Annotated in this window: 26 protein-coding genes; 10 read left to right on the forward strand and 16 right to left on the reverse strand. The window is 40.0% G+C overall.

The window, feature by feature from the left end:
* Positions 1–188: 188 nt before the first annotated feature.
* From AC2IOM_RS17400 to AC2IOM_RS17425, 6 genes are all read right to left on the reverse strand, one after another.
* Entirely contained in the window at positions 189–1,370 is a 1,182-nt protein-coding gene (locus AC2IOM_RS17400; RefSeq protein WP_486360619.1) for a glutathionylspermidine synthase family protein, read from the reverse strand.
* 1 nt (position 1,371) lies between these two features.
* Positions 1,372–1,995, reverse strand: coding sequence for a DUF1190 domain-containing protein (locus AC2IOM_RS17405; protein ID WP_138631222.1), 624 nt, complete (start codon positions 1,993–1,995; stop codon positions 1,372–1,374).
* 13 nt (positions 1,996–2,008) lie between these two features.
* The gene (locus AC2IOM_RS17410) at positions 2,009–2,425 is read right to left on the reverse strand and encodes a DUF350 domain-containing protein (RefSeq protein WP_054979597.1); all 417 of its coding nucleotides are present in this window, start codon (positions 2,423–2,425) and stop codon (positions 2,009–2,011) included.
* 12 nt (positions 2,426–2,437) lie between these two features.
* Positions 2,438–3,082 (reverse strand): YjfK family protein, encoded by a 645-nt coding sequence (locus AC2IOM_RS17415; RefSeq protein WP_010558716.1) that lies wholly within the window; start codon positions 3,080–3,082, stop codon positions 2,438–2,440.
* 131 nt (positions 3,083–3,213) lie between these two features.
* Positions 3,214–3,909: a PspA/IM30 family protein gene (locus tag AC2IOM_RS17420; RefSeq protein ID WP_010558715.1), complete on the reverse strand. Its 696-nt coding sequence runs from the start codon at positions 3,907–3,909 to the stop codon at positions 3,214–3,216.
* Positions 3,910–3,920: 11 nt separating this feature from the next.
* Positions 3,921–4,310, reverse strand: coding sequence for a DUF2170 family protein (locus AC2IOM_RS17425; protein ID WP_010558714.1), 390 nt, complete (start codon positions 4,308–4,310; stop codon positions 3,921–3,923).
* A 250-nt stretch (positions 4,311–4,560) separates the two neighbouring features.
* Between AC2IOM_RS17425 and AC2IOM_RS17430 the strand changes: the two genes are divergently transcribed.
* The 4 genes from AC2IOM_RS17430 (at position 4,561) to AC2IOM_RS17445 (ending at position 6,978) form a co-directional block, all read left to right on the forward strand.
* Positions 4,561–4,851: a DUF6471 domain-containing protein gene (locus tag AC2IOM_RS17430; protein ID WP_010558713.1), complete on the forward strand. Its 291-nt coding sequence runs from the start codon at positions 4,561–4,563 to the stop codon at positions 4,849–4,851.
* 324 nt (positions 4,852–5,175) lie between these two features.
* Complete coding sequence (locus AC2IOM_RS17435; protein ID WP_486360620.1) at positions 5,176–5,511, forward strand: metalloregulator ArsR/SmtB family transcription factor; 336 nt, start codon at positions 5,176–5,178, stop codon at positions 5,509–5,511.
* Between the two features lie 13 nt (positions 5,512–5,524).
* Positions 5,525–6,544: an ACR3 family arsenite efflux transporter gene (arsB, locus tag AC2IOM_RS17440; protein WP_486360621.1), complete on the forward strand. Its 1,020-nt coding sequence runs from the start codon at positions 5,525–5,527 to the stop codon at positions 6,542–6,544.
* Between the two features lie 2 nt (positions 6,545–6,546).
* Positions 6,547–6,978 (forward strand): arsenate reductase family protein, encoded by a 432-nt coding sequence (locus AC2IOM_RS17445; protein WP_486360622.1) that lies wholly within the window; start codon positions 6,547–6,549, stop codon positions 6,976–6,978.
* Positions 6,979–7,153: 175 nt separating this feature from the next.
* Here AC2IOM_RS17445 and AC2IOM_RS17450 read toward each other — a convergent pair whose 3' ends face one another.
* Both AC2IOM_RS17450 and AC2IOM_RS17455 read right to left on the reverse strand, forming a co-directional pair.
* Positions 7,154–8,020, reverse strand: coding sequence for an AraC family transcriptional regulator (locus AC2IOM_RS17450; protein WP_486360623.1), 867 nt, complete (start codon positions 8,018–8,020; stop codon positions 7,154–7,156).
* Positions 8,021–8,219: 199 nt separating this feature from the next.
* The gene (locus AC2IOM_RS17455; RefSeq protein WP_486360624.1) at positions 8,220–9,401 is read right to left on the reverse strand and encodes a helix-turn-helix transcriptional regulator; all 1,182 of its coding nucleotides are present in this window, start codon (positions 9,399–9,401) and stop codon (positions 8,220–8,222) included.
* Positions 9,402–9,534: 133 nt separating this feature from the next.
* Between AC2IOM_RS17455 and AC2IOM_RS17460 the strand changes: the two genes are divergently transcribed.
* Entirely contained in the window at positions 9,535–10,935 is a 1,401-nt protein-coding gene (locus AC2IOM_RS17460) for a S41 family peptidase (RefSeq protein ID WP_486360625.1), read from the forward strand.
* A gap of 251 nt (positions 10,936–11,186) precedes the next feature.
* Here AC2IOM_RS17460 and AC2IOM_RS17465 read toward each other — a convergent pair whose 3' ends face one another.
* Positions 11,187–12,059, reverse strand: coding sequence for a LysR family transcriptional regulator (locus AC2IOM_RS17465; RefSeq protein WP_486360626.1), 873 nt, complete (start codon positions 12,057–12,059; stop codon positions 11,187–11,189).
* Between the two features lie 104 nt (positions 12,060–12,163).
* Between AC2IOM_RS17465 and AC2IOM_RS17470 the strand changes: the two genes are divergently transcribed.
* Positions 12,164–12,538, forward strand: coding sequence for a nuclear transport factor 2 family protein (locus AC2IOM_RS17470; protein WP_486360627.1), 375 nt, complete (start codon positions 12,164–12,166; stop codon positions 12,536–12,538).
* Between the two features lie 165 nt (positions 12,539–12,703).
* Here the strand turns inward: AC2IOM_RS17470 and AC2IOM_RS17475 are convergent, their stop codons facing one another.
* Together AC2IOM_RS17475 and AC2IOM_RS17480 are read right to left on the reverse strand one after the other, a co-directional pair.
* Positions 12,704–14,125 (reverse strand): S41 family peptidase, encoded by a 1,422-nt coding sequence (locus AC2IOM_RS17475; RefSeq protein WP_486360628.1) that lies wholly within the window; start codon positions 14,123–14,125, stop codon positions 12,704–12,706.
* A 221-nt stretch (positions 14,126–14,346) separates the two neighbouring features.
* On the reverse strand, positions 14,347–17,106 hold the full coding sequence (locus AC2IOM_RS17480) for a PKD domain-containing protein (RefSeq protein WP_486360629.1): 2,760 nt from the start codon (positions 17,104–17,106) through the stop codon (positions 14,347–14,349).
* A 624-nt stretch (positions 17,107–17,730) separates the two neighbouring features.
* Here AC2IOM_RS17480 and AC2IOM_RS17485 point away from each other — a divergent pair.
* From AC2IOM_RS17485 to AC2IOM_RS17495, 3 genes are all read left to right on the forward strand, one after another.
* Entirely contained in the window at positions 17,731–18,576 is an 846-nt protein-coding gene (locus AC2IOM_RS17485) for an alpha/beta hydrolase (RefSeq protein ID WP_486360630.1), read from the forward strand.
* A 313-nt stretch (positions 18,577–18,889) separates the two neighbouring features.
* Positions 18,890–19,360 carry a type III secretion system chaperone gene (locus tag AC2IOM_RS17490; protein WP_486360631.1) on the forward strand — a complete coding sequence of 157 codons (471 nt, stop codon included), beginning with the start codon at positions 18,890–18,892 and terminating at the stop codon, positions 19,358–19,360.
* Positions 19,361–19,470: 110 nt separating this feature from the next.
* Complete coding sequence (locus AC2IOM_RS17495) at positions 19,471–20,862, forward strand: hypothetical protein (RefSeq protein ID WP_486360632.1); 1,392 nt, start codon at positions 19,471–19,473, stop codon at positions 20,860–20,862.
* Between the two features lie 176 nt (positions 20,863–21,038).
* Here AC2IOM_RS17495 and AC2IOM_RS17500 read toward each other — a convergent pair whose 3' ends face one another.
* The 3 genes from AC2IOM_RS17500 to AC2IOM_RS17510 form a co-directional block, all read right to left on the reverse strand.
* A complete protein-coding gene (locus AC2IOM_RS17500; RefSeq protein ID WP_486360633.1) occupies positions 21,039–21,917 on the reverse strand; it encodes an aspartyl protease family protein in 879 nt (292 codons plus the stop codon).
* 66 nt (positions 21,918–21,983) lie between these two features.
* Positions 21,984–23,375 (reverse strand): sensor histidine kinase, encoded by a 1,392-nt coding sequence (locus AC2IOM_RS17505; RefSeq protein WP_486360634.1) that lies wholly within the window; start codon positions 23,373–23,375, stop codon positions 21,984–21,986.
* Complete coding sequence (locus AC2IOM_RS17510; protein ID WP_486360635.1) at positions 23,372–24,067, reverse strand: response regulator transcription factor; 696 nt, start codon at positions 24,065–24,067, stop codon at positions 23,372–23,374. The genes AC2IOM_RS17505 and AC2IOM_RS17510 overlap by 4 nt, the downstream gene beginning before the upstream one ends.
* 227 nt (positions 24,068–24,294) lie before the next feature.
* Between AC2IOM_RS17510 and AC2IOM_RS17515 the strand changes: the two genes are divergently transcribed.
* On the forward strand, positions 24,295–24,912 hold the full coding sequence (locus tag AC2IOM_RS17515) for an outer membrane beta-barrel protein (RefSeq protein WP_486360636.1): 618 nt from the start codon (positions 24,295–24,297) through the stop codon (positions 24,910–24,912).
* A 251-nt stretch (positions 24,913–25,163) separates the two neighbouring features.
* Here the strand turns inward: AC2IOM_RS17515 and AC2IOM_RS17520 are convergent, their stop codons facing one another.
* Together AC2IOM_RS17520 and AC2IOM_RS17525 are read right to left on the reverse strand one after the other, a co-directional pair.
* Positions 25,164–26,138, reverse strand: coding sequence for a transposase (locus AC2IOM_RS17520; RefSeq protein ID WP_486360637.1), 975 nt, complete (start codon positions 26,136–26,138; stop codon positions 25,164–25,166).
* Positions 26,139–26,220: 82 nt separating this feature from the next.
* Positions 26,221–26,727, reverse strand: coding sequence for an REP-associated tyrosine transposase (locus tag AC2IOM_RS17525; protein WP_486360638.1), 507 nt, complete (start codon positions 26,725–26,727; stop codon positions 26,221–26,223).
* Between the last annotated feature and the right edge of the window lie 149 nt (positions 26,728–26,876).

Raw genomic sequence — 26,876 nt, forward strand, 5'->3', positions numbered from 1 at the left:
GTTGTTTGTTTACGAGGAATCGACGACTCGTTAATGCGATTTGGACCCACTAAACTGCCTCTTTTCACAATCAGGAAATAAGGCAGAAAATAAAATTTTAAAGCTGAATAATGGAAGTTAGAGAGGATCAACAGCTTCAGCAATTGATCCACAATATGGTTTACAGTGTTATTATCAATAAACGGGCATTAATCGACAATAACATGTGGCAAGTAACGGCTCATATCCTGTGTAATTGCGCTGTCATCTTCTCGAATTGAAATCCCCGCGGCTTGGTCATCCACCAGCCAACTGCCAATAAGTGTGTGGTTTTGGCCGAATTTCGGTAACGCATGTTTGGCTTGAAAGATAAACCCTTCTTCACCGTAAGGGCCATCAGAACCTGATGAGCCGCTAATAGGATTGCCTCGACTATCAACAAATGAAATATTCGCGCCTTCACGAGAGAATATTGGTTTTTTAACCAACACATCACATTCTTGCGCTAAGTGCAGTTCATCATCAAAGAATGCGGGCAATAAATTTGGATGATTTGGGAACAAGCGCCATAACATTGGCAACAATGCTTTATTAGATAAAATCGCTTTCCATGGCGGCTCCATCCAGCGCATGTTTTGTTTGCCTAACAGGTTGCCAAACTCTTCTTGAAACATAAATTCCCAAGGGTACAGTTTAAACATCCAATCGATAACCTGATCATCTGAATCTGTGAAGCGGTTATCTGCATCTACACCGATTTCTTCGATGTAAACGAATTTGGTGTTTAATCCAGCCGCGATTGCGCAATCTTCCATGTACTGCACTGTGCCGCGGTCTTCTTCTGAATCTTTACAGCAGGCAAAGTGTAAAGTCCTATCGGGCGTTAAATATTCAACCTCTTTAAAACGATTAACAAGCTTTTCTTGCAACGAGTTAAATTGGTCTGCTTTTTTTACAATTACCCCATTATCAACGTTATCAGCCAACCATAACCACTGCCAAAAAGCGGTTTCGTAAACTGACGTTGGGGTATCTGCGTTATTTTCGTATAGTTTTGCCGAACCATTGCCTGAATAAGCAAAGTCTAATCGGGAATACAAACTTGGGTCACCATTGACCCATGATTGGCGAATAAAATCCCAGTGCTGCTCGGGAATACAAAAACGCTTAAGTAGCGTTTCGTCGTTAATGACCTGGCTAACAACTTCCAAGCACATTTGATGTATCTCTTCAGTCGGCTTTTCCAGGTCGTCTTCTATTTGCTTAAGATTAAATTGATAATAAGCAGACTCATCCCAATAGGTTTCCCCATACATGGTGTGAAATTTAAAGCCAAATTCTTCGGCTTTTCGCTGCCAGTTTGGTCGTTGCGCTATTGGGAGTCGTAGCATATTAGCCGCCCCAACCGCGAGAAGAAGACTTACCACCGCCCCAGTTAGACTTAGCAGAAGCCTGAGCACCGAACCCACCTCGCGATATCGTGCGTGTTACCGCCGGTTTTGGTTTAGTTACAGAGCTAGGCACTTTATAGCTGCTTTTACCAGCACTACCTAAAATGGTGCCATCCGCAGTCATTATTTTTTGACGGTGTTTAGAGCCACTTTTTTGATAGGTGTATACTGGGTTATAACGGCGTCGATGTTTACGCTCAAACGCATCACCTACTTCATCAATTATCTCAGCTACAATGTAACCGGTAATAAACGGCGTAAAAAAACCTGAGCTAGATTGCTGACACTGACCAAAGTCAGCTTCACATAAATATTGGTGCTGGTAACGCGGCCCTGTGCGCTCTGCTTCTGCCAACGCTTCTTGGTAAGCAGCTTGACATTGCTCAACCGACAATTCAGTTTGGCTCACACAATCATCAACCGATGACACTACTTTAACACGTTCCTCTGGTTCACCTGAGCATCCTGCAAGCGCCGCTGCAACACCAACAGAAAGTGGTGCAAGGCTGAATTTTCGTACTTTTTTTCGCAGCAATGATAAGTCAATATGTCTGGTCTTTTTCATCATGACCTCCCTATTAATATGTCATGCTTGCAGCGTTTAATAAGCCTACGGCAATATTGGTCGAAGCGAGAATTACACCAGCACTGATTTCATTATCTTCAATACGTTTCACGATTTTTGGCATAAAGGCAAAACGCACAATTGCAAACGCGAGCAATTGCGCAATTAGCGCAATACCGCCCCAAATTGCAAAGTCTAAAATGCCACCAGAGTTGCTTACCGCGCCAGCGAGTGCCAAAGCAAAACCCACTACCGCACCACCAAAGCCAATGGCAGCCGCTGCGTTTTTGTCTTCTTTGATGAGTTTCCACTCATCGTGTGGCGTTACAAAAGCAAACAGTATTTTGAACACAAAAAGTAATACCAAGCTTATGCCAAACGACATTGCAAAATTAGTGACACCGGCGATCAGATCATAACCGTTTTCCATTATTGGACTCCTTTATCCATGTATTGTTATTTGAGAAGAGCTTAACGTTATGCCAGTGCTAATTACCAAACACCGTGAAAGATTGCCTGACGATTCAAGCGACTCTTCTGCTGAAAGAAATAGCGACTCGGTTGTGCCATCGCTTAATTCACGTTCAAACAGCATGGTGAATTGGTCTGTTTCACTGGGTTGAGATTTACCATCGAAGGTTTTTTCAGCCATATGAACTGGGTTGTGATAATCGCCCATTGAGGTCCATACGCGATTGTATTCATGCCCATCCAATGTATAGGTAGGCGTGCCAATTTGTTGGTTAAGTAGTTTTTCCCACTGTGCTTGGTTTTGAATATCCAAGGTATCAAAGTAGTAAAACAACTTCACATCAACCACATTCTCGGCTGTTGGTTGGCCTTCACAAATTACTTGAAGCCATGCTTCATCATCTGTGTAAAACCGAAAAAGATAGGTGCCATCCATATCGACTTTGCCAACGGCCTGAATAATCTGGGTGGCGGCAAAATCACCTATTACGAGCTCATCAAGTATCAGCTTGATCGCGAGTTTATCTATTTCAAAACTTGCTCCGAGTCGCAAGCCCATTATTTCTGGCGTTGAGATGGTTGCTTTGGGTTTGTCTTTTTTGAAGAAATTGAACATCAATGTTCCTTAACTTTGCTTCATAGGTTGCTAACGTTACATGTGGGCTAACCAGTTGTCTACAGTGATGTTTACTGTTTAAAAACTAAAAAAGAGATAACTAAGTTATCTCTTTTTAAATTGGTTACTCACTAACCTGCGTTTTTCTTCGCTAGCAGCTGTGCAAGTTTGTCCTGACCCGATGTTTGACCACCTGGCGTTACACCTGCTGCTTTTAATTTTTCGTCAAGACTGCTGCCAGATTCATCAGCCGCGCGCTCTTCAGCGGCTTCTAATTCAGCTGCTCGCATCGCTTGCTTTTGCTTAACACGTTCAAGGCTATCTAGTGCAGTTTTAACTTTGCTATTAGCACCAACATGATGGGTAGATGCTGCTGCTTGCGCCTTTTGCACTGACTCAGTCGCTTTTACCTGATCGATTTGCTGCTCCATGCGTCGTACATTTGTTTTCGCTTTAGCAATGTTGTCCTTCAGGGTTTTCTCTGACTTTTCGAAACCATCAAGAATCGATTGTTCAGTTGCCATTTGGCTTTCTAAATCAGCAACGCGTTCTGCACATTCTACCGCAAGTTCCATATTACCTGATTCACTTGCAGACACGGCATGCTCTGAGTATTTATCGATATCTGCCTGAAACGCAGCAACCTTGTTCGAGGTTAATTTACGTTTTGCCATGATGCTAGTTAGGCTTTGATCTGAACGTCTTAACTCTTCTTTCGCTTCGCGAAGTTCTTGCTCTAAAATTCGGATGGCTTGCGTATCTGCGGCCGCTTCAAGCCCTTCATTTGTTGCGCCTACTAGCGCAGTCCATAATTTTTTAAGACTCATGTGACTTGCTCCTAATTGATATAATCTTCATACAGTTCAAGGAATTCTGGAATATTGGCAAACAAAGACTCAATTTCCTCAACAAGCACTGAATCTTTACTGTCAACAGACAACGCACCAAACGCCACGTAATATTCTTGCCCAGATATCGAACTAATACCTACAGTAGAAAGTGGAACCAACTGATGACTTTTTAAAATCAGTTCATTCAGTCCTGAAGTGTCTGTAACGCTACTTACCGGAAACAACACACTTTCAGCCACTACCTGTGTTTCACCCGCATAAACAAACACATCAATTCCTTCATCGTTTGAAATGCTTACACAGTCACCTTCTTGTTCAACAACCCAATCTGGATGTGTTGAAAACACCGTTTTCAGTTGTTCGGTATTAAAAGCCATTTTGATCTCCATATTTCTATTGGTATTAAATTAATGTCACATATAACTAACACTTGCAAGTTTTATATTGCACTAGTTATTATTTTGTTACACTTAAAATGTATTTGTGTTATATCAATACAGGTAACTTTTAGCATTTAATATGCCTAGCCCTGTTTGCATTCAGTATTACGCTGTAGCAATACCGGTGCGCAATATAGGCTATTTATCTAATACATTGGCGTGAATGTAAACTACTTAGGTATTTTTTATGGATCAACAAACGAGTATTCAAAATAATCTAGCCCTCGCCCCTTACGGTGAGGCATTTTCACGCTTTTTAAGCATGAAGCTAAAACAAAAAAAGGTAACGTATCCACAGCTAGCAGAACTGCTTGAACAAAAAGGTATTGTTCTTACCCCCGGCAACCTGCGCAATAAAGTGTCTAACCGACTAATGCCAACAAGCCTATTTCTTATCATTCTTGAAGTATTAAATGTAAAAGGCGACATCTTGTCTGAAATTCTTACCATGGCAAAAGAAATAGAAGACGAAGTGTAAGCGCACTTAGCGTAGGTTGGCAAAATGCGATTTTCTTTGTATTAGCATTAAAAACCAAAGATACCTGCCCCTTTTTTCACAGTGTTCAGTGCTTACTTAAACTTTTAGGTTTTCAATCGATTAGCAGGGCAACTTAATTAGCTTGCTGGTCGATTTATAACAATTCGAGCCAGTGAAGAATAAATCACAGATTAAGCTAAATAATTACTCCCCCCCTCTTTTTGCTTCCCATCAAAAATTACCTATCAAACAAACGCCCAAGTTGCATAACAAATAAACACATGCGAATATTTACATATGTGTTTTTTCACATATATAAAAACTATGGTTCCACTTCAATTTTACAAATGCCTAGCAGACGATACCCGTTTGCATATCTTATTGTTATTAACGCAGGTTGAAAAAGCGTGTGTTTGCGACTTTATAAGCGCACTTGAGTTAGATCAGCCAAAAATATCACGTCATCTAGCATCTCTAAGAAAATGCGGTTTGTTACGGGATGAACGACAGGGAAAATGGGTTTACTACCAAATACACAATGAACTGCCTGATTGGGCAAAGCAGGTACTTACTCTCAGTGCAGCTTGTAATAAACCCTATTTTCAAAATACATTAACTCGCCTTAAGTCCGCTCAAACGGACGCGAACACTTGCAAGTAGTCAGGAGCATATTATGGGATTATTTGAACGCTATTTATCGGTTTGGGTAGCATTGGCAATTGTCATCGGAATTGCTGCAGGTAGCTTTCTACCTGATCTATTTACTGTGATAGCTAGTTTAGAATTTGCACATGTGAACATTGTGATTGCGGTACTCATTTGGCTAATGATTTACCCTATGATGGTGCAAGTCGATTTTTCAGCGATTAAAGACGTCGGCAAAAAACCAAAAGGCCTAGTGTTAACATTAATCGTAAACTGGCTTATTAAACCGTTTAGCATGGCGTTTCTTGGTTGGTTATTTTTTAAAATATTTTTTGTCAGTTGGGTAGAACCACAAACCGCTAATGAATATATCGCCGGTATGATTTTGCTCGGTGTGGCACCGTGCACAGCAATGGTATTTGTTTGGAGCCAACTAACTAAAGGCGATGCCAATTACACTTTGGTACAGGTATCAGTAAATGATTTGATTATGATATTTGCTTTTGCACCACTCGCTGGATTTTTACTCGGCGTGACGGATGTTACCGTCCCTTGGGATACGCTTGTTTTATCAGTATTGCTGTATGTTGTTATTCCCTTACTCGCGGGCGTTTTTACCCGTAAATTACTAGACAAAAAAGACAACCACACTCAGCTCAATCACTTTATTAGTAAGCTAAAGCCTTGGTCAATTATGGGGCTACTTTCCACCGTGGTATTGCTGTTTGGTTTTCAATCGCAAACCATTTTAGGCAACCCAGTGGCAATTGTATTAATTGCAATTCCCTTATTGCTCCAAACGTATGGGATCTTTGCATTTGCCTATTTACTCGCGAAAAAAATGAAATTACCTCACAACGTGGCGGCTCCTGCTTGCATGATTGGCACCTCAAACTTTTTCGAGCTTGCCGTGGCTGTGGCTATTTCCTTATTTGGCCTGCATTCAGGTGCAGCACTAGCAACTGTCGTTGGCGTATTGGTAGAAGTGCCTGTAATGCTGTCTTTGGTTGCATTTGCCAATAAAACCCGGCATTGGTTTAAGGAGTAGCTATGATTGTTATTCATCACAACCCCGACTGTGGTACATCGCGAAATGTGCTGCGCTTTATTCGAGAATCTGGCTATACCCCTGTGGTGATTGAATATTTAAAAGAAGGCTGGACACGGCCACAACTTTTAGCACTATTAGCGGCAACAGGGTTAACCCCTCGCCAATTACTACGTGAAACCAAGTCGCCAGCCAAGGCGCTGGGACTGCTAGAAAATGGTGTATCTGATGAACACATTCTAGAACATATGCTACAGCACCCCATTTTAGTTAACAGGCCAATTATTGCGACAAAAAATGGCGTGAAGCTCTGTCGCCCTAGTGAAACTGTGTTTGATTTACTTGATCGGCTACCTAAAGGGCCTTTAACCAAAGAAGATGGTGAACTTGTAATAGACAAAAACGGTAAGCGAGTGACGCTCATAGACACATAATCGTTTCGTTTAAAACATCTAATTTATTGTCTAATTAGTTTATTTTAAGTAACGGATAGCCATATATTACTCATTTATCTGGATACCAAAACGAGCTTTCTAGATCATCACGGTGTGTTAGAAGTAATTAAAAAATAGTAAAAATAAGAACCTAGCAATCGCTAGGTTCTTAGTGTTAAGCCGTTAAACAGTATATACGGGTTAATAGCTGCTGTGGCGGTGTGTTCTTCGCATCATTTAAATATTCTTCAAACGGTGGAAAGTCCTTAAGTTGGAAATTACTTTGAGGCAAATATTCACCAAACAGCCAATCATAAGGCTTTTCTAGTTCAGGGTAGTCGCCTTCAAATAATAGTGAAACAGCTTTGGATGAGGGTATATTTAACAGTTCAAACTGATGCTCTTCAGGTAGTTGAGTTACATCAACTGAGATACATGCCTTCGCGCTGAGTTTATCTTGTTCAACCGTTTTTGGATCATCATAATAAATGCCAAAAAAGCGTGTATTTTCATTAATAAGACCGAGCTTACTCGCCATCACAGACAGCTTTTCAAACGCTTGGCCTATTTTCATGTAGTCACCCTTGTGCTCAACGCCAATTAAGCTCATGGCAGGCACAGTGTGTTGTTCAACTTGATACATAATGGTGTACTCCTTGTTAGACTTGGGATAGAGCAGGGTTACCCTTTCTTCAACGCGCGTTATTCGGTATTGATGGGGTGTTTCACCATAGTGTTTACTAAACGCACGGTTAAATGCTTCAACACTGCCATAACCAACCTGTTTCGCAATTTGTTGCTGGGTTAAGTTGCTCCGCAATAAAAGCGCCGCAGCCTTCAATAACCTCATTCTCCGCACTGTTACATTGATCGTTTCACCTGCAAATTCACGGTAAATACGATGAAAGTGATAATTCGACATACAGGCAACATCCGCTAGGGCATTGACGTCCAATTCTCCATCGACATGTTCATAGATATAGTCAATGACATTAAGCAACCGATGCTCATACTGATTTTTAGTTACGTGTTTATGCTTCATTATTTTCACTTTAAGTGCGTTGATTCAGTTAACTGACTGCGACAAACAAAGAGTACTTGATGTTAAATTGATAATGTTTGCGAACTTTAAGATTCACTCGATAAGACTACAGCCCATTGTTTTAGCCTCTAAACATAAAACAAAATGCGCTTTTCGTCTTGTACAGTTCAAGATTGGGTTCTATTGATTGCAATCTTCGTCAAATTTCAGATGCGTTAGGTTCAGTAATAAGCTGTTTTCTATATGCACTTGGTGTATTCCCAACGTGCTTTTTAAATGCTTGATTAAACGTGGAGCGAGAATTAAACCCTACTTCAAATGCAACCTCTAAAATAGTGTGTTCAGATTGCTCAATAGATTTGCATGCCGCATTAATTCGCCAACTGTTAATAAAATCATAAAAGCCGATATTCATGGCTGTGTTTAGCACTTGAGAAATCCTAATTTCAGCTATTCCAGTTAAATCAGACAGTTTCCTTAAGGTAAGGTTAGGATCCTTGTAAAAGCCATCAGCCATGGCTGCGTTCAGTTTGTTTTTGATTCGTTCAATATCGCTATCTTGCATTGGCGAGTTTTGATATTTCCCTTGTTGTTTATCAGCACAAAGTAGCGCTCGCTCTGACTCAACTTCACTTTTGTAGATAGGGCCTTGAGTGATTGATAGTACGCCAACGATCACAAGCCAAAACAGCTCAAAAGTTAAGAATAAGATATTATGCCATCCTTCTTCTGAGAGCCGCTCGGGTAAAAATATGCGGATCGTTGATACAGCGAACGCAATACACAAGGCGATAATTGACCAGCGGATCCATGATAAATCGCGATTATCGATATTAGAAAAATAACTTTTTATAGTATTTAGATGTTGAGCTAACAACTTAACGATGGCGATAACGTAGCAAAGCGAAAACGGCAATAACAACAATAAAACAATGGTTGGCCCTAAAGTTGTTAAACCTAAATGCTCTAACGTACCTGATGGAGCAGATAAGCGGGCGAGTTTAATATCGCTATCGAGCACAAAATAAGGTACACACACCAAGAAACTTACGATAAACCCAATACCATGCTTTACATTTGCCAATAAACGGTTGTTATAACTAGGATCTGTTAACCCTTTTACATACAGATAAAAACTAGGAGCGATTAAATATAAAATAGGCAGATATGCGTTGGTTAATATGGGTGCTACTTGCCATACACCAAAATGCCAAAACCATTCATCAAGAATATTTGCGATGTTCGCACCATAAAATAGTCCCAAATAACGGACTGATGTCACCCGTTCTTTGAGCCACAAATGCGCAAGAATGAATAGACATACGCCAAAAGATGCACCTACAAGCAAAATTTGAATAGCACTTTCTAGTTTTAATTCCACGTAAATTTCCTTGGGCACATACAAAATCGCAATAAGTAAGTTTATTTAATGTGTACTAATCAGCTTAGACGGACGAAAAAAACAAACAAAATCATAGTATCAAGGTTCTTATGGACAATAAATGAGCGTGACTATGCAAATTTTAAAAACATTAATACTAAGTGGCGTACTCGCATTGGCAGGATGCGATAATCGCCCTAATTTTCCAACATCATCAACCTTTAATATTGCTGAACATTCGGGGGTGTGGCAGTCGCAAGGATATGGCTATCTAATGAAAATTGATGCCAACGGAATGCAACTCTTTGATACAACACGAGTAGGTTGCGTGCAAAAAGCGATGAGCAGTGCCGATATCGCATCTCATATGGCCGTATTCCATACGATAACAGATGAACATATTTGGGTGAGTGAAACTCCTAATTCGACGCGCTATTATTTTAATCGGTTACCCAATAAGGATGCGAAAAGCGTCATCGATAAGTGTTTAACGTCACCCAATCACAACCCTACTGACAATTTTATTTACTTTACTCAAACCATGTCAGAACACTATGCCTTTTTTGAGACATACCAGCAGGACTGGCCAAAAATTGTCGAACAGTACGAGTCGAAAGTGAACGACGATATGTCACAAACTGAACTGTTTAATCTCTTTTCAAATATGATAAAGAAATTAGACGATGCTCATGTGTTTTTATCTGCACGTATAAACGATACGTCAAAGCGATTTCAGCCGAATGAATCCCGTATTCTGCGCCCAGCATTATCGCGCGCGTTCAAAGAACAAAATGAAATTAAGGACGAACGCACCTTCCGTTTAAATTGGTATGAGCAATACAAACACCAAGTGCGCACCGCTATCTTAAACGAAAGTGCCAACGATATAGGTAAATTCATTATTTGGGGTATGACTGACAATATTGGCTACATCAATCTTCAACGCATGCAGAACTTTTCACAAAGTGGCTCTATTCAAGGTGATGTGTTGGCAATCCAGCAAGCCATGGATACCATTATGGCAACACTCGCTACCAGCGACGCGATTATTTTTGATATTACTGCCAATGGTGGTGGACATGATGAAGTTGGCTTAGCCATTGCGCAATACTTCAATGCGAAGCAGCGTTTAGCATATTCGAAAACCGCGTTAGGAGGTCCTACCGTACCTCAAAAGTTCTATTTAAACAAAGCAAATGAGCCACCATATATTAAGCCTGTCTATTTAGTAACAAGCGACCACACCGTTAGTGCGGCTGAAACCTTTACCATGGCGATGAGAGCAATTCCTAACGTGACTCATGTTGGTGATACAACACGAGGAAATCACTCCGATGTATTAGATAAAACACTGCTAAATGGCTGGCATTTAGGCCTATCTAATGAAACATATCAAGAAAGTGACGGCAAAATATCTGAAGGTATTGGGCTCAAACCAGCGCAGTCATACCCCATTTTTTCAAACGACAATATATTTGAAAGCCATTCAATTGCTATAAACACCTTAGTTAGAGACGTTAAAGCAAAATTGTAAGCAAGGAGTTTGAGCCAACCGCTTTATCAACCTCAGTAGTTAAATTGACGTTAAGTTTAATCAAATACATAGATAAATTACCGGTGATTACTTAAAAACGGTGACTAGTTCGAGGAATACAACTAGTCACTTTTATCATTACAATCATGAAATTAAAGGAGGGTAATTCTGTTTAAATTAAAGGTGAGTTAATGCTTTTTTCATAGTGTAAAAAAACCTCATGATTGCGCATCCTAAAATTGCCACAAAAATTAGCTATCGCCCACTAAGTTTTGTAAGTGTTTCTGGATACCTTCTACACACACTGCAACGTTAAGCGGTTGGTTTTTACCAAAAGGATGAATTGCAAAAACCGGGTTGCTAGGCAATTTAAGGTTTGAGTCTACCGGTACTAATTCACTATCAAATCGCGACAAATAAAAATCTGGAACAATCCCAATACCCGCACCGGCTTTAATTAATGCCACACACGCATAAAATGAGTTCGTGGTGCATTGCGCCTCAGTAGAGAAAAGTTGTTCAGAGCCATCTTGCGTCGTAAACGTGTGTTTAATGTTGCTCCCCTGCCAAACATTTGCAATGTAGGGCAATGTATTGATGTTTTTCTGCGCAAACCCCACTACACCACACAATATATCATTAAACGACCCAATGCGTTTTTGCGTCAAGTTACTGTCTGCAGATCTGCCAACTCTAATCGCCAAATCAATATCGTTTGCCATAAAATCAAGCTGTTCATCCGCACTTACCAGTTCTGGTTTTAACCCTGGATAGTCTTTCATTAGCTTTGCAATCACTGGCGTTACTAACATTTCCATTAAGGCATTTGGCGCAGTAATGCGAATACGCCCTTTTGGCTGAGCTAAATAAGCTTGCGCTTGCTCCCATGCATTATCCGCAATCGAGTTAATTGTTTTACACTTGGTGTAAAAACGCTCCCCTGCATCTGTCAGTGACAGCCTACGTGTTGTGCGCTTGAGTAAAACAACTCCCAGCGATTGTTCCAGTTGTTTCAAGTTTTGGCTTATTACTGATTTCGATAAGTTGAGTTGTTCACCAGCTGCCGATATCGATCCTGCCTCAACAATATGGGCAAAAATCATCATTTGCTTAAGTCGATTCATATTTATTGTTCTGTATAGCAAAACAGTTATTTCTATTATATCTGTTTTTTAGCGCTTAGTAGCTCGTTAATCTAGCTACTCATTACTAACTAAGAGACAACAAGATGACTGAACAGCAGATTTTAAACGCCTGTAAAGATGGTATTACGGCATGGCAAAACGCATTTAACAACCAAGACGCAGCTGGCTGTGCTGCACAATACAGTAAACATGCCATTATGCATGCTCGCCCTTTTGGTACGTTTAAAGGCTCTACAGAAATTGAATCTTTCTGGCAAGGGATCATTGAACAAGGATTTAAAAACATTGAATACACAGATGTTGCATGGTCAAAGTTCGATGATAAGAGTTTTATCCTTAGCTCAAAATGGACAATGAATAAAGCGTATGGTGTTGTACATCGCGAATTATGGCGCGTTGAAGAAGACGGCAAAGCGCGCTTAATTGACGACGAATTTGAAGTGCAAGGTGAACGTTAATTACAAAACATGTTGTGTTTTAGATTAAGCACAATTCAAAACACTAAGTTATTAACATTTAGGAAAAAGGTTAACGCGTAAAGCGATAACCTTTTTCAAAATGGCTGGCGTTACAAACCACAGTATCAGATCTCGTCTGAACTAATTCAATTTAACAAAAAAGAATTAACGCGCTTCTAAGATCTGTTGTGTGTGATCAATCCATTGGAAAGCAGGCACGCTCGCATCAATGTAATAGTCGGGTTGAATGCCTTTACTGTCTATCGCCATCTCTGGAATTCTAAAGCTCTTTGACAAGCTGTAATAGAGTGTAAAGTGTTTATTTGGCGACTGAACTTGATACATATTCGAAATATCTAAAACGCCGCGGGTTGTCACACCAAACAATTTCACTTTCTTACTTTGCTTGGCCGCCAATAAAAATTGCTCGGCCGTGCTGCCATTGCCATTATCAATTAATACACCAACATTTTTAGGCAGTGGATGCACACGCTCGAATGTTTCTACCGTGACTGTATCGTCTTCCAAATTAACAAACTCACCCAAGCGATTTTCTAACTTGTTATAACTCTCCTTTGCCCACTCTTTATCTTCGTCGCTAAAGTTATCGTCTTCCATAAACTGCAGCATTCTCGAGTTATTAAGTGTTGTAGACAAAAACTCTAGGCCAATAGTACGGATAGGATTGGTATAAATAATTGGTAATATCTCGTCGTAGCTAACATCACTGCCGCCGCCGTTACCACGTATATCGATAATCAAATTTTCCGTCTGCAAAATGGTATCTAAGTTATCTTTAATAACCGTATCAATCTCTTTTTTATAACTATGATCAAATGACGGAATTCTAAGCAGTGCAGTTTTATTTGATAACACCTCAAATAGTGGTTTGCGTGCCGCCATAAGCTTCACATATTGAGTAATGGATGGTGCGCTCACAGTTTTTGCATTCTGACGTGACAACGTTAACCAATTTTTCCCTATCACTAAGTGGTTTTTATCTAGGTTACTTACCGAATCGATAGAACGTAAGGAGTGATCTGACATGTAGTAGCTGACCGTATGTGTGCCGTTGCTGCTATCATGAATTGTGAATTTAATTTGCCCTTTTTTCCAACTTGCGTTGCTCGACTCAATAACGTAAGCGTTATAATCCGAACCTTCTTTTTTCAACGCAAGTGTATAGCCTGAAAACGCCCAAATTCCCTCCCAGTCCTCTGCTTGTTTGGTATCAAGATACTGGCTAAAAGCTAATTCATTAAACTCATGAATTTTAGACGCTTTGTTTTGTACTTCTTCACCATAGGTATTAAGCCCAATGTGAATATGGCCATCTCGAAAAAATGACAACCAGCCCTTTAGATGTTGATGGCATTCAGTTACTGAACCACTCTTTTTAACAGCGTTTAGGTATTCAGCATTGTGACTTTTATAGCTGCTTTCACCTTTTGTAGAAACAGCATATTCAAAACCAGCATCATTATTTTCAAACGTGGTTTTAAGCCACTCAAACTCAGCTGTACAATTAAAAGGGTTTGCAATCGCTGAAAATGGCAAAAGAAGTGTTAAAAAGGCAAGTTTTTTCATTAATATTCAATCTTTTATTATTATAATTCTAGTTACTTTAGCAGTCCATTAAGTAGGCAGACTACCTAATTTAAAACGCCTGTTCAAATAGAAAAAATAAGGCAAAAACAAAAAGCTAGCCCAACGGCTAGCTTTTAGTGAGAGAAGTTTAAAAAATTAACGACTCTGATTGAGTCAGTGTCTTTGTTATTTTTTAAGGCTTAGCTTCTTTCTCTTTTTACTTATTGTGCTGGCGGCATTTCTGCGACATTCCAACGCATATCTAACTGCTTTTTATCTGCGTCGGTACATGTGGCGCCCGCTTCATGTAAACAAACAGTTAGTGTATCTCGCTCAAACTGCTCAAGCGACATTTGCATCGATTTGCCCGCTAATGTGAAATAAGCAATACCATTATCAAGATAGAATGGCGCTACCTCATGCTCATCATTTGCATAGCTAACACTCAATGCATACCTAGGTTCGCTTTCTTCATCACTGATATATAGCTCACTGAAGAAATAATCATTTTTTTGACCGTTCGGTAAGTACTCTCTTACACGCAAGCTGTTCAACATACCATAATCAAACTGCGTAATATTAATACCATCTTGCTTTACTAGGCGCGTAATTCTACTAATTCCGTAAGCTCGTTCACCATTACTACCGAACCCTGACTCTGTGAGCATGACAACATACTGATTCGTATCGTTAGCAAATAAACGGTAAGACGTTTGCTTCGACAAGAAGCAACGCCCATCGTCATTTGTTCGACATAGTTCAAGTGTATCTCTATCTAAATACGTTTCTAATTGCAAAATACCGTTTTCATCTACACGGGCAACCTTATCTTCCCTGTCGATATCCTCTCGTGCAATCAGGTCATCATATATAATTAAGTTTCCCGTATAATGAATGCGCTGTCCTGTCACCTGTTTAAAATGGCCTACAATATCATTTTCGTTAAAGCCTGTTGTTGTTTTTTGCTTCACCATAATGCCGTTACGTGCGAATTGCTGGCCGCCGTTGGTTACACTTGCAACAAACGCATAACCGATTTCGTCTTTATGTGTCACATAGTAAGTAAAGCGAGTCTCATTATCACCACTACCAGAGATTATCTCTAAATTACCATTAGTCACTTGCCACTTGGCATTATTAGTATAAAAATCAACACTTGGCACTTCAATGCTGGCAGAGCCGTCAGCCATTAGATTAGCAATTGCTGGTTCGGTGAAATAGAGACCCTCTGGCGTAAATACATCGTCAATAAACCACGTCCCCGGAAAATCCGCTTCAGATAATTTGGCCGCATTTTGTTTTTCGGTAAAACCGCCGTGCACCACATTGTCATAAGTACCCTCTACAACCGTGCCACTCTTATCGACAAGGCGAATACTTTCATTTAGAACCCCTTCGATAGTGTTACCACGCTGAAAAACAGTATAAAACGCAGACGTCAATAATTGCTCTTCATAAGAGTCCGTTTTTTCATTGATATTGTGAACCCCCATGCGCAGGGTAATAGGCACTTTATATTCCAGAATTAATATTCCTGCCGCATCAATAGACCATGTAAGTTCGCCGCTATTACCATTTTCTAGCACTGTGCTGCCAGTACCGTCTGGGTTTAGCGTGTAGTGGCGGCCTATGGTGTACAAATTAAAACCAGGTGCAAAAACTAACTGCTTAGTTTCATTAATTGCAGGATAAGTAGTTGTTTCAGCAATTAGCTTTTGATTATCATCCGTATCTGATGGATAGCTATCCAGCATACGCTCTCTAAATTCACTGATTAATAAGTCATTTTCAAACAGCTGCCCAAGTGTCGTAACCCCTGTAGGTAAGGGATAGGTTTCACCCTGGTTACCGTTAAGTAACATATGCAGTACATTAGCGTTGATTGCTAGCTCCCCTGAATAGATCCTGCCATAATTGTTTTCTAGCTGCTCTGTGGTTGTAATGTTTTCTCTATCATCAAGCATGTAATATAGCGCCGTTGATATAGCACCAACGCTAACGCCAGAGTACTCATCCTCAGTTAATATATTATCGCTGCCAGCACTTTGCTTTAGCTCGCCTAATGTCAGCAATTGTGAAACAAAATTAAACTCCGGGAAAAATACCGAATTACTAGGCGCAGATAGCTTAACTAAATGCGAGTCATAGCTTTCTTCAAGTTCAACGGGTAAGCTGAATTCACCGCTTCCATTGGTAGTTGCTGTAACAATTTTATCGCCAACGGTTAAATTTACGGCTGAATTAACGCCATTATTAACGCGACCTTTCAAAGTAAATACTTGCGTTTGCGCGCTGGCTTTTACTAGCAAGTGATGCTGCGTCATTGCAATCGCACCACCATCATCGGTTACCATAACGGCAATAGTAACTTGCTGATCTTCATCGATATCTGCTGTAGTGACTGTTACTTGTGCTTTATCGGTATCGCTTAACGTGACTCCTTCACCACTTATTAGTTGCCAGAAATAACTGACAATTTCGCCATCGTTATCGCTGGCGTTGGCGGTAAGGTTAAGCTCGCTTTGCTCATCAACCTCGGTAACCCCATTAATTACCACACTAGGCGCTTGGTTATCTGCATTATCTACAATTGTAAGTGTGTGTTCATCGCGCGCGGTTGCACCATCATTATCGGTTACCGTGACGCTAATGGTGATTTGAGTATCACTATCTACATTTGGCAAAGTGAGATCGACCGAAGCTTGTTCACTATTGTTTAAAGTAACGTTCTCACCCGATGTGATAGACCAAGCATATTTGCTGATCGAGCCATCGCTATCGCTAGCCGCAGCATTAAGTGTTACGACGCTCGATTCTTGTGCGCTGTTGTCACCATTAATAGTAACGGTTGGCACGCGATTACCTTGATCGGGATTGGGCGATGTATCTTTATCAGACGAGCCTCCGCCGCATCCGTAAAGAAAAACGGATAGCGCAGTACTGCAGGCTAAAAATCTAAAAGAAGAATGTGTAGATTTCATTGAATATCCTTATTCCTGAGGAATCACAAACAATCAATGTTTATGACCTGCATGCAATTCCTTTTACATGTTTAAAGGTATTTTCGCTGCGCCAACAAGTGGCGCAACGCATTAAAACTGTACCAAAATTGGCATCAGACTAAAACCCCAAATAACAACAATATCAACGAATATCTCAATAAAAACAACTACTCTAGCGGTTTAAACAGTTAACTAAGTGGATTACAACGCTTATAAAAACGGCGCAGCGATTTCATTTTTAAAAGTTGAAAGTTTGAAGCGGTTTTATGTAAATCAATTTAAACTTTTTATCGAATTTTTTCAAAAGGCAATCGTTTCCCAACAAACCATTATAGTGGATTAGAAGGTTTTCTTTTTTAGGGTAAAAATTGGGCTTTTCAGTTAATTAAGCAAGTAATTTGCGCGCATTCGTTCCGTTGGCATGCCACTCCTTTTCGGGACGCTGGCAGCAGTATATACAAAAAGATGTTTTTGTTTTTTCTCTTAACAATTGAATAACGCCGCGCAGTGAATGGTTCAATTTTTCTTTTTGTAACAAATAAATAACAGCACCTTGCATATCAAAACACAAACAGTTATTGATAATAAAAGGAGTAATAAAACATGAAGTCTCTAAAAATCTCATTCGTGCTCATCGTGATAGCTGGGCTGGCATCTATTTATACTTATATTCGCTATCTCGATCACTACACATCTCCCTATCTAGATGTAATGATTAACTCTCACGTGTTAGGCGAGAGTAGAAAAATTTTTATCCGCTTACCCGATAAATATAATGTGCAAAAAAGTTATCCCCTTGTTATTAAAACCGATGGCAATTTTAATTTAGACAGATGGGCTGAAACAGTTGCCAAGCATGATGACGCTATCGTTGTGGCAATACCAAATCAATTTTGGACAGATACACGAAATCGCGACTTAGTTCCGCCATTTGCAAGAAAAGACGTCAATATCAACGCGCGCCCAACTAATGAAACGGCAAGAGAGCTGTTTGGCCGAGCAGATACGTTTTTAGCCTTTATTGAAACCGAGTTGCTGCCCTACATAGAAAGTCGTTATAAAATATCAGACGACCGTTCACTCAGCGGTTATTCTGCAGGCGGCAGTTTTGTGTTGTACACCATGATCACTCACCCCTCGCTATTTAATGCATATTTTGCGTTTAGCCCAGCAGCTTGGTACGACGATTCAGTGGTTGTAAAAGAATTTAAGAAGAACCTAGTTAAACTTGAAGGTGCACCAAAGTTTTTTTATTTAAGCTTAGGAGCAAAAGAGCCGTCTATCATTACAGGCTCGTTTAAAGGACTGTTAGCAGCTCTCAACGAAAATGCACCTAACAACTTGGTTTGGGCTCATCAATTTACGGAAGGTGCTGATCATGGTAGCAACCCCTACATGTCTATACCCACAGCCGTAACTGAATATTCAGCTTTCAAACAAAAGCTTTAACTACGATCTTAACTAAGGCCTGCTCAATGGGGAAAGTCTGATCTTTCCCATTTGCTTAAAATGACCATAAATCAATTAGGTCTAAGTAAGTTCCTTTATTGCCTTATCGAATCAGTAATTAAAACAGTAGTTTCACCTTATTAAGTTATACCAATCACAATATCAATACACATTAATAGTCACGCATTACTTTATGACATTGTCCTGAATGAATTGTCTACTCTATAAAAAATCTCAGCTAAATCTTAAATTTTTAGCGTGCTCTATAACCTATGCTTCGCTGTGAATGGTTATTAAACAAGCAGAGGGAATTATGGATAGTTGCTTTAATTTTATAGCGCTCATTGAGGAATACCAAAAACTTAAAGGCATAGCGCAATTAAATTGGGAGGCTGGAAACAGCTTCTCTCTCAGTAATGAAGAGTTTGAAATTAACATTGGGTTTGATGAGCAATCTCAAACTATTCTTCTCGTTAGCTACGTGGGTGTAATTAACAACAGCAATAAAGAAGACACCTACTTAAGGCTGCTGTTAGAGAATTATGCAAATCGCTCTGGTAGTAATGCCTTTTGGGGATTCTATTCCACTGACGAAGCCACACTCACAATCAAAAAAGCAGCTCATCACACAGACCAATATATGTTTTCACAGTGGGTCGATCAATTATGTTTAGACACTCAAAAGGCGCGCCAGCTATTGAAAGAGTTAGCCGAGTCTAATGTGCAAACTAATCATGCCGACTCGAGTGAAGCATACGCACTGAATCAATTTATCACACCTTAATTTATCGTTTTCGCAACAAGTACGTTATACGCTTTTATAGTTTCGCTTTATTAGCCAACTAAGTGAAGCGCATAACGTGATAACTATCAGCCCTACTCAAGGACGCTACTATGACGTTTGAACTAACAGCATTTAGAAATATCGCACAAAATAAAGGCTTACAAGACACCGTTAACCTGATAGACAATCATGACGGGCAGTTTGGAGATGTTTCAAAATTAGGATCGAGTGCTACCCCTCTACGTGAAGAGTTTGTTAAATCATTAGATCAATCAGGCATGATGAAAGGTTTGAGCCAAGAACACCAAGCAACCTTAAAAAATAGCGCAACCCCTCTCACCGTAGGTGAAGTAAGAGCAGTCTTTAAATCATCTTCTATTGATATTCGAGGTAACGACAAAGTCGCTGCAGCAAAAGAAAGCTCTATTGCTCGCCAAGGATTGGTAGAAATGGGAAGTTCAGCCTTTGAAGCCGTCAAAGACCATATAAGCGGCCAGTTAGACCGTATTATTGATATGGAAAACAAACTCACTAGTTACAGAGAACATAAGGCAGAAGGGACCTTAAGCACGTCAGAATTGACGAGTGAAGAACAAGAAATATTGGAAGAAATAGATAAGCTGTACACTGATGCACGAATCAGGAAAGCATTAGTGGAAAGAAAGGCAAGACTTCTCGAGAAAATAGACACTAACAAGATAAATATTGCTGAAATATTTGGCGATTCATATGACGACATGAAAACCCGCCTTGACGCTTTTACCAATTTTTACCTGATTTCAACCGATGCGCATAGTAAGGAACGCTATGATTCAGCCCGTGCAAATGATGTCTTCAAAGATAGAGGAAGAGGAGACAACATAGCGAGGCGCGATCGCGCCCCAAGTGCAAAAGACAAAAACTCAGGAATTTCTGCCCAAGAGCATCGCCGTGAGTCACAAGAAGACGTGTTTGCGAAGTCAACTTTTCATGCCAAAGGCAAACTTACAGCTCAAGATGTCGATACTAGCAATACAGTAAAAGCTTTCCGAGAAAACGGTGCGCCATTTATTGGTGGTGTCTCAGGTTCGCTTCTTTCAGAAATATTAGACATAGAATTTGCAGCTGACGGTACAGAACCCAAAGTTGCAGATAGTGATGGTATTAGTGCTGACGAGCTAGCTAAACGTGAGCTATTGCTCGGCGTTAAAAGCATGGAACTTATTGCTTTGGGCCATCATAGTTTATCTGAGTGCTTAATTGCAGCACAAACACTTGGCTATTTCCAACACATCGAAAGCCCGCTGAAAGATTACCCAAAAGCTGTCTCTCAATTTGATGAATTTATGAGTGACGCCTTAAAAGATAAACCTGAGGCAGCCCCTGAAGTTGCAATGGTGGCAGCTGAACAGGCAGCACCCGTAAATGACGCTGCGGCACCGATTATTGATGAAGTTGCTGTAGCTGCAAATAATGGTAACGAACCAGTGGTTGCTGTCGCCGCCGCAGAGCCCAAAAAATAGGTGAAAAGGGAACTGGTCTTGTAAAAGAAAAAGAGTCACCCATTAATTAGCCAATGTAAAATGCGCGGGTACCCCCTAACCTAAACACAGAAAAACACCCAAACTAAACCAAATTAGAGTGGGTGCTTTTGTTATTCCTGATGGGTAAGCCGTTGATGATTTTTTAGTGTATTGATTTAAAAATAAATATGCTTGGCTTGATAGTCGATGACCAATTTTCCGCCTTTGAAATCTGCAAGGCCCATTAGTATTACAGGCTTATTTTCATAGCCGAGTTTTTTAAATACTGGCATATCAGAAACCGTTGTTTTAGCGCTAGTTACGGTATGTTCACCAATATTAAAACTAACCTCACCTAACTTTTGTTTTTGTATTGCTTTGCCATGAAGGCCCTTAAGATCTTCTTTGTCTTTTTTCTCAACGTCAAGCTTTGCCAATAAGTGAGAGTTAATGATGTTTATCGGTGCACCTGTATCTAACACCGCATCAACATTGTGGCCATTAAACTCAACGTTAAACTTAATAAATTCTTCATCAAGCCAAAACGCTTGCGATTTTAAACCATGCGTAACTTGCTCTGAACAGGTTTGTGCGTAAAAAGTCACTTCACTTTTAACAAAGTCTAAAACGGTGCAGTGTTTTTCTAAAAATCCATACCCTAAAATACCCGGCACTTTACCTTGTGCGGTTTTAAGCACGGTTAAATCTTGTGTGATGTAAGGTAAATCCATCACCGCAGTATGGCCAACACGGGTTGTATTGACATTCGCTTGCGTGAGAGTCATTTTGCTTGTTGCACTGGTCACTTCTTCTTTTTCGAGTGCGCTTTCTGGCAATGCCAACTCATTTAATAGGCTATTTGAAATAACTCCTGAAGTAGCTGCGGTATCCAAAACCATAGGTACTGTGTCGGCATTATTTAACTGAGCATCCACCATAACATGGCCATATTGTGTGAACTGCATTGGCATTGTAACCGGTTTAGTGTTCTCTTCATTTGCATTAGTTGAGAAACTCATAATGCCCATAATTACTGTACTTAATATTGCTTTCATAAATTACCTGCTTTGTTATTCTTTGTTTTGTTAGGTGTACTTTAAAAAGCAATTGTTAAGCAATTATCAAGATTTTTTAAAAAGCCTTAATGAAAACTTTGCGCCTTTATTTGGTTCACTTACTACCGTCAATGTTGCACTTAAGAGCTCCGCAAGTTGCTTACAAATAGGCAAACCGAGCCCTAAGCTATTGGTATCGTTACGAGACGTTTGTACTCGGTAAAAGCGCTCAAAGATATTGTCTAATTGAGTTTGCGACATGCCCTCACCATGGTCCTCTACGGCAATATCAACATACGTGTCACAAGCGTATAGACTTACTTTAATAAACTGTCCAGCTGAGCCGTATTTAAACGCATTATCAAGTAAGTTCACCAATATTTGCCTCAGTCTTTTAGCATCGGTGACTAACTTAGTGTTTGGTGCTAAATCCGATGTAAACACAATGCCAAGCGAACTTGCCTGAAGCTGATACTTAGCCATTAAATCAGTAATAAGCCGTGTAATATCAACTTCTTCAAATTGTAAGGTTAGCTGATTTGATTCGGTCAGCGATAATAGGCTTAAGTCATCAATTAACTGACTCAGTGATTCAACCTCTTTACCAAGTACGCTTAGCTGCTCAGGCTCCATCGGTAATATTCCGTCTTCCATTGCTTCAATGCGAGAACGAATGGCATTGAGCGGAGTACGTAGTTCATGAGAAAGGTCTGAATTCATTTGTCGATATTGCTGATGTAACCCTTGCAACCACGCAGCAAGGCGGTTGAAACTGGCTAGGATTTCACCTACCTCATCGTGTTTGGTTACTTCAATACGGGTGTCTAAATTGCCATTTTCAATATCTTTAAAACTGTGTTTAAGGTGTTTTAGCGGCTTTAAAAAGTACCATGCGCCCAACCAAGATAGCAGCGCAGCAAGCAAAGATAAACCAAGCAAACTCAGCATAAATTCATCGGCCAAGCGCGACATCAGCAAAGACTGTTGGTGCTTTCGCTCCAGCGTGTTTTTGGGTAACCAGAATAATGCATATTCACCCGTTTGGTCATTCAGTAGTAACTGTTCCTGGCTGAATTGAATTAATAATGGAGACTGATTGAGCGGTGCTATTTTAAACTGATGACCGCGCTCCACATCAATATAAGTAATCTGTAAATCGGTCGCACTTTCTATTGGCAAAATAACACGCTCATTTTGCACCAAAATAAATAACTGCTCAGTAAAGACATGAGATAGCGCGGTATATTGTTGCTGAACAGACAAATTGGGGGGCAACGAAGTAATCTGCGCTTCCACTTCATCATCATCTAGTAACTCGGTGGTCATTTGTACAACACTTTTTTGGTTAAACTCGACAAATGCATTACTTGCTGTGTATACACTTAACAAGTAATAAATTCCCAACAATACAAAAGTGCAACTAGCAACTAATAGCGTAAATTTGGTACGTAATTTCATTGTGTTTTAGCCGCAACAAACTGATAACCTTGACCATAGTGTGTGGCAATATAGGTTGGATCTTTTTTACTATCACCCAGTTTTTTACGTAAGTTAGCTAAATGGGTATCGACTGCTCTATCGGTGATATCGCTGCGCCCTTGCCACACGAGATCAATCAGTTGTTCACGCGATATAATACGCTTTGCATGAGTCACTAAACTAACCATTATGGCAAACTCAACAGCGGTAAGTTTTAAATGTTCGCCAGCCAATTTTACCAATTTGGCATCGACATCAATTTCTAACTGGCCGAACGACCATACTTGGTGCGCTCCTGTATGCTTGTAACTGCGTTTAAGTAATGCTTGAACACGCGATACCACTTCTCTTGGGCTGTAGGGTTTACACACATAATCATCAGCGCCTAAGTCAAAGCCGTGAATGCGGTCGCTTTCAGTTACCTTTGCCGTCACCATAATGCTGGGTATGTCTTTTTTCGCCGCATTTTTTAATAAAGAGAAACCATCACCTCCTGGCATCATAACGTCGAAAATAGCTAACTGAAACGCCAAGTTATCGAGCGCCCGCTGAGCATCGACTGCATTATCAAAGTGACTAACTCGGTAACCTTGCTTTTCAAGATAGAGGGTTAAAATTTGTGCACTGGCAACATCATCTTCAACGTATAAAATATTAATAGCACTACTCATTGCATTCCTATGCAGATCACATATCACTTCAAAAGCAACAAACTACAACAGCCAAGTAACTATTGCAAAATCAACGCGCACTAATTCCGCATTTATTGGGATGTTCTTCATTCAAAATTATAAAAAGCATTTTCTATTACAATTAGTTACAACATTGAGGATACAACGCGCTGATTGAGCAATATAATGCCGAAAATTACTCAACCTATTAATTAGTAAGGATCATTATGAAAAAGGTAGTATTACTTGTTTCATCGCTAGCATTAGCAGGATTAAGCTCATCAGCGCTAGCGAATGGCATTTATTTAGGCGCAGCCTATAACAACCAAAAACTTTCCCCAAATGAGGCTGATGCCGGTTCTTTCAGTGTTAAAACTGTTGACCTAGTTGCTGGTTATCAAGTAAACCAGTACTTCTCTGTTGAAGCTAGCGTTGTTGTTTCTTCAAACGATGATTTGTTTGAAGCAAAAGATGCCTACTATTTCACACAAGAGTATGTGGACATCGACAGCCAATGGTCACTAAAAGCCAAAGGCACTTACCCTATCAGCGATGCATTTAGCGTATTTGCTTATGCTTCGTATCTGGACACAGAAATTAAAGGCGAATTTGTAGAATTCCGGTTAGACGAAAATGGTGCAACAACGGGCATACCGTCTCGAGGTTCGTTTGCATTTTCAGATTCTGGCGTGGGTTTTGGTTTAGGTGCACAGTATAACTTTAATGAAAACTGGGCAGTTTATGCAGATTACAGCTTACATCCTGATTTCGAAATCGACGTTGGAGAAAGCAGCGCTAAAATTGATCACGATTCATTTTCATTCGGCGTGACTTACAAGTTCTAATCTTTAAAAAGAGCGGATAACCCGCTCTTTTTAAATTATTGCAATATCTTTGTTATTAGCTGTTTATAACATGCTTAATGATACTTGTGAGTTGTCTATGAGATAGCTTTAGCTCTAATTAGGTGGCCAAAATTAACAATGCCACTACACTTTGATGTATAAATCTTATCGAGAGATAATATCCTCCCCATAAACCTTTACCTTTTTGGTGAGCATTTTTGTTTACGATGTTGATTGAATTTCGCGATTAATTAAGCAAGTAATTTTATAGAATTGGCCACATTAGGTCGTCGCTTCTTTTCTAAGTGCTCGCAGTAATCAATTAAATGCTCTGGTTTGCCAACTGCACCATGAAATGCTTTGGTAAATTGCGTAGTGAGCTTTAGCCAATTTTCAGGTGTTATTGATAAACGGGTTAATATCTGAGGTGTGTCGCTTGGGATTACACCGCGTTTATCCTCTCGAAGAATACGTCCCGTTAGTTCAACAAGTTCTAAGTAGCTTTTCAATTCAAACGGCAATCCCTTTGGCATGTGCTTTCTTGGGTTGCCAATAAATTTCATAAGTGGTTTTGGTTGTTTACCTGTTAACGCTGCTTTTATTCTTTGTTGAATGCTTGTGTATTCTGAACCCTCAGGTGTGTTTGCAATCTTTGCTCGTATTGGATTTAGGTCAACGTATGCCATACAGGCTGCAAGTGCAGCTTCATCCAGTAATGCTTGGGATTTGAAGCGACCTTCCCAAAATCTACCAGTGCAGTTATCTTCAAAATTAGCTTTACGCGCAATATCTTCATTGAGCACTCGCATAAACCAGCTAATATCCATTAAGCGATTGCGGAAAACTTGAGTAATATCATCAAGTGTAAATTGCTCAGATGGGTTTAGCTGCTCACCAGATAGGTATTTTTGCGTAAGCAAATTACCCTTAAACAATTTATGCCAGCGAATAATGATGGCTTTTTGCTTTAACCGCTTTGCTTTTTTCTCATCGACACACAATACAATGTGAGTGTGATTGCTCATTACGGCATAAGCACAAACATCAATACAAAACACCTTGGTCAACTCAAGTAGCTTATCTTCAACCCAAGCTCGTCGGTGCTCAAACGACTGCCCTGTTACTTTATCTTCGCCACATAAAAACGCTCGGCGTACGCAGCGAGAAATACAATGATAGAAAGGAGTATCAACCAGACTGATTTGCTGTTTTCTTGGAACCGCCATGACTTCTCATCCTTAAGAAGTGTTACCTACCCTAAACATAGAAAAACACCCAAACTAAATCAAATTAGAGTGGGTGTCTTTGTTATTTTGTTGTTGCAAACATACGCAGTAATGCATCAACAGCCAACCATTCTGGAGCTTCTCGCATACCTATAGTTTCATGATAACTACTCCACTGCCATTCACTAGGATGGTCAACCATACCTTTCGCCCTAACAGGATTTAAAACAATATATCGGCACAGTTCGAGTAAATAACTATCTTTATCCACCAAAATACTTTTATAGCGCCCCTGAAATAAGTGCCCTACTCGTTGATAGTTTCGATTAAAACGTTGTGTATAAACACCATTTAGCTGTCTCATGCCTTTAGACAAATTAGCATCGGGTGTTTCAATCAATAAGTGGTAGTGATTCGTCATCAAGCAATAAGCATGAATTACCCAATTGTAACGGTCACAAACATCACTAAATACTTCAATGAAAGTCGTAAAATCTGATTCATTGCGAAAGATAGGCTTTCGCTCATTACCACGGGAAGTAACGTGGTAGAGCGCACCTGCAAACTCCAATCTAAGAGGTCGACTCATCCTTAAGCCCCAACAAACAAAAAAGGTTAGCTAAAGTATAGCTAACCTTTTAAAAAACTAACCGAACCGTTTTATCATCGGTGCACAATGCAAGACCTGACCCCAATGGTTCCTGACCCCAATGGTTCCCTCTCATCCTTAAGAAGTGT

The sequence above is a fragment of the Pseudoalteromonas sp. NS-SX12 genome (assembly GCF_057367955.1).

Bases quoted from the DNA above. Each gene is read 5' to 3' on its own strand.
- AC2IOM_RS17435 (WP_486360620.1), top strand. From the start codon at position 5,176: ATGGTTCCACTTCAATTTTACAAATGCCTAGCAGACGATACCCGTTTG.
- AC2IOM_RS17515 (WP_486360636.1), top strand. From the start codon at position 24,295: ATGAAAAAGGTAGTATTACTTGTTTCATCGCTAGCATTAGCAGGATTA.
- AC2IOM_RS17490 (WP_486360631.1), top strand. From the start codon at position 18,890: ATGGATAGTTGCTTTAATTTTATAGCGCTCATTGAGGAATACCAAAAA.
- AC2IOM_RS17485 (WP_486360630.1), top strand. From the start codon at position 17,731: ATGAAGTCTCTAAAAATCTCATTCGTGCTCATCGTGATAGCTGGGCTG.
- AC2IOM_RS17445 (WP_486360622.1), top strand. From the start codon at position 6,547: ATGATTGTTATTCATCACAACCCCGACTGTGGTACATCGCGAAATGTG.
- AC2IOM_RS17520 (WP_486360637.1), bottom strand. From the start codon at position 26,138: ATGGCGGTTCCAAGAAAACAGCAAATCAGTCTGGTTGATACTCCTTTC.
- AC2IOM_RS17525 (WP_486360638.1), bottom strand. From the start codon at position 26,727: ATGAGTCGACCTCTTAGATTGGAGTTTGCAGGTGCGCTCTACCACGTT.
- AC2IOM_RS17510 (WP_486360635.1), bottom strand. From the start codon at position 24,067: ATGAGTAGTGCTATTAATATTTTATACGTTGAAGATGATGTTGCCAGT.
- AC2IOM_RS17495 (WP_486360632.1), top strand. From the start codon at position 19,471: ATGACGTTTGAACTAACAGCATTTAGAAATATCGCACAAAATAAAGGC.
- AC2IOM_RS17500 (WP_486360633.1), bottom strand. From the start codon at position 21,917: ATGAAAGCAATATTAAGTACAGTAATTATGGGCATTATGAGTTTCTCA.
- AC2IOM_RS17465 (WP_486360626.1), bottom strand. From the start codon at position 12,059: ATGAATCGACTTAAGCAAATGATGATTTTTGCCCATATTGTTGAGGCA.
- AC2IOM_RS17505 (WP_486360634.1), bottom strand. From the start codon at position 23,375: ATGAAATTACGTACCAAATTTACGCTATTAGTTGCTAGTTGCACTTTT.
- AC2IOM_RS17480 (WP_486360629.1), bottom strand. From the start codon at position 17,106: ATGAAATCTACACATTCTTCTTTTAGATTTTTAGCCTGCAGTACTGCG.
- arsB (WP_486360621.1), top strand. From the start codon at position 5,525: ATGGGATTATTTGAACGCTATTTATCGGTTTGGGTAGCATTGGCAATT.
- AC2IOM_RS17430 (WP_010558713.1), top strand. From the start codon at position 4,561: ATGGATCAACAAACGAGTATTCAAAATAATCTAGCCCTCGCCCCTTAC.
- AC2IOM_RS17470 (WP_486360627.1), top strand. From the start codon at position 12,164: ATGACTGAACAGCAGATTTTAAACGCCTGTAAAGATGGTATTACGGCA.
- AC2IOM_RS17450 (WP_486360623.1), bottom strand. From the start codon at position 8,020: ATGAAGCATAAACACGTAACTAAAAATCAGTATGAGCATCGGTTGCTT.
- AC2IOM_RS17415 (WP_010558716.1), bottom strand. From the start codon at position 3,082: ATGTTCAATTTCTTCAAAAAAGACAAACCCAAAGCAACCATCTCAACG.
- AC2IOM_RS17400 (WP_486360619.1), bottom strand. From the start codon at position 1,370: ATGCTACGACTCCCAATAGCGCAACGACCAAACTGGCAGCGAAAAGCC.
- AC2IOM_RS17425 (WP_010558714.1), bottom strand. From the start codon at position 4,310: ATGGCTTTTAATACCGAACAACTGAAAACGGTGTTTTCAACACATCCA.
- AC2IOM_RS17405 (WP_138631222.1), bottom strand. From the start codon at position 1,995: ATGAAAAAGACCAGACATATTGACTTATCATTGCTGCGAAAAAAAGTA.
- AC2IOM_RS17460 (WP_486360625.1), top strand. From the start codon at position 9,535: ATGCAAATTTTAAAAACATTAATACTAAGTGGCGTACTCGCATTGGCA.
- AC2IOM_RS17420 (WP_010558715.1), bottom strand. From the start codon at position 3,909: ATGAGTCTTAAAAAATTATGGACTGCGCTAGTAGGCGCAACAAATGAA.
- AC2IOM_RS17410 (WP_054979597.1), bottom strand. From the start codon at position 2,425: ATGGAAAACGGTTATGATCTGATCGCCGGTGTCACTAATTTTGCAATG.
- AC2IOM_RS17475 (WP_486360628.1), bottom strand. From the start codon at position 14,125: ATGAAAAAACTTGCCTTTTTAACACTTCTTTTGCCATTTTCAGCGATT.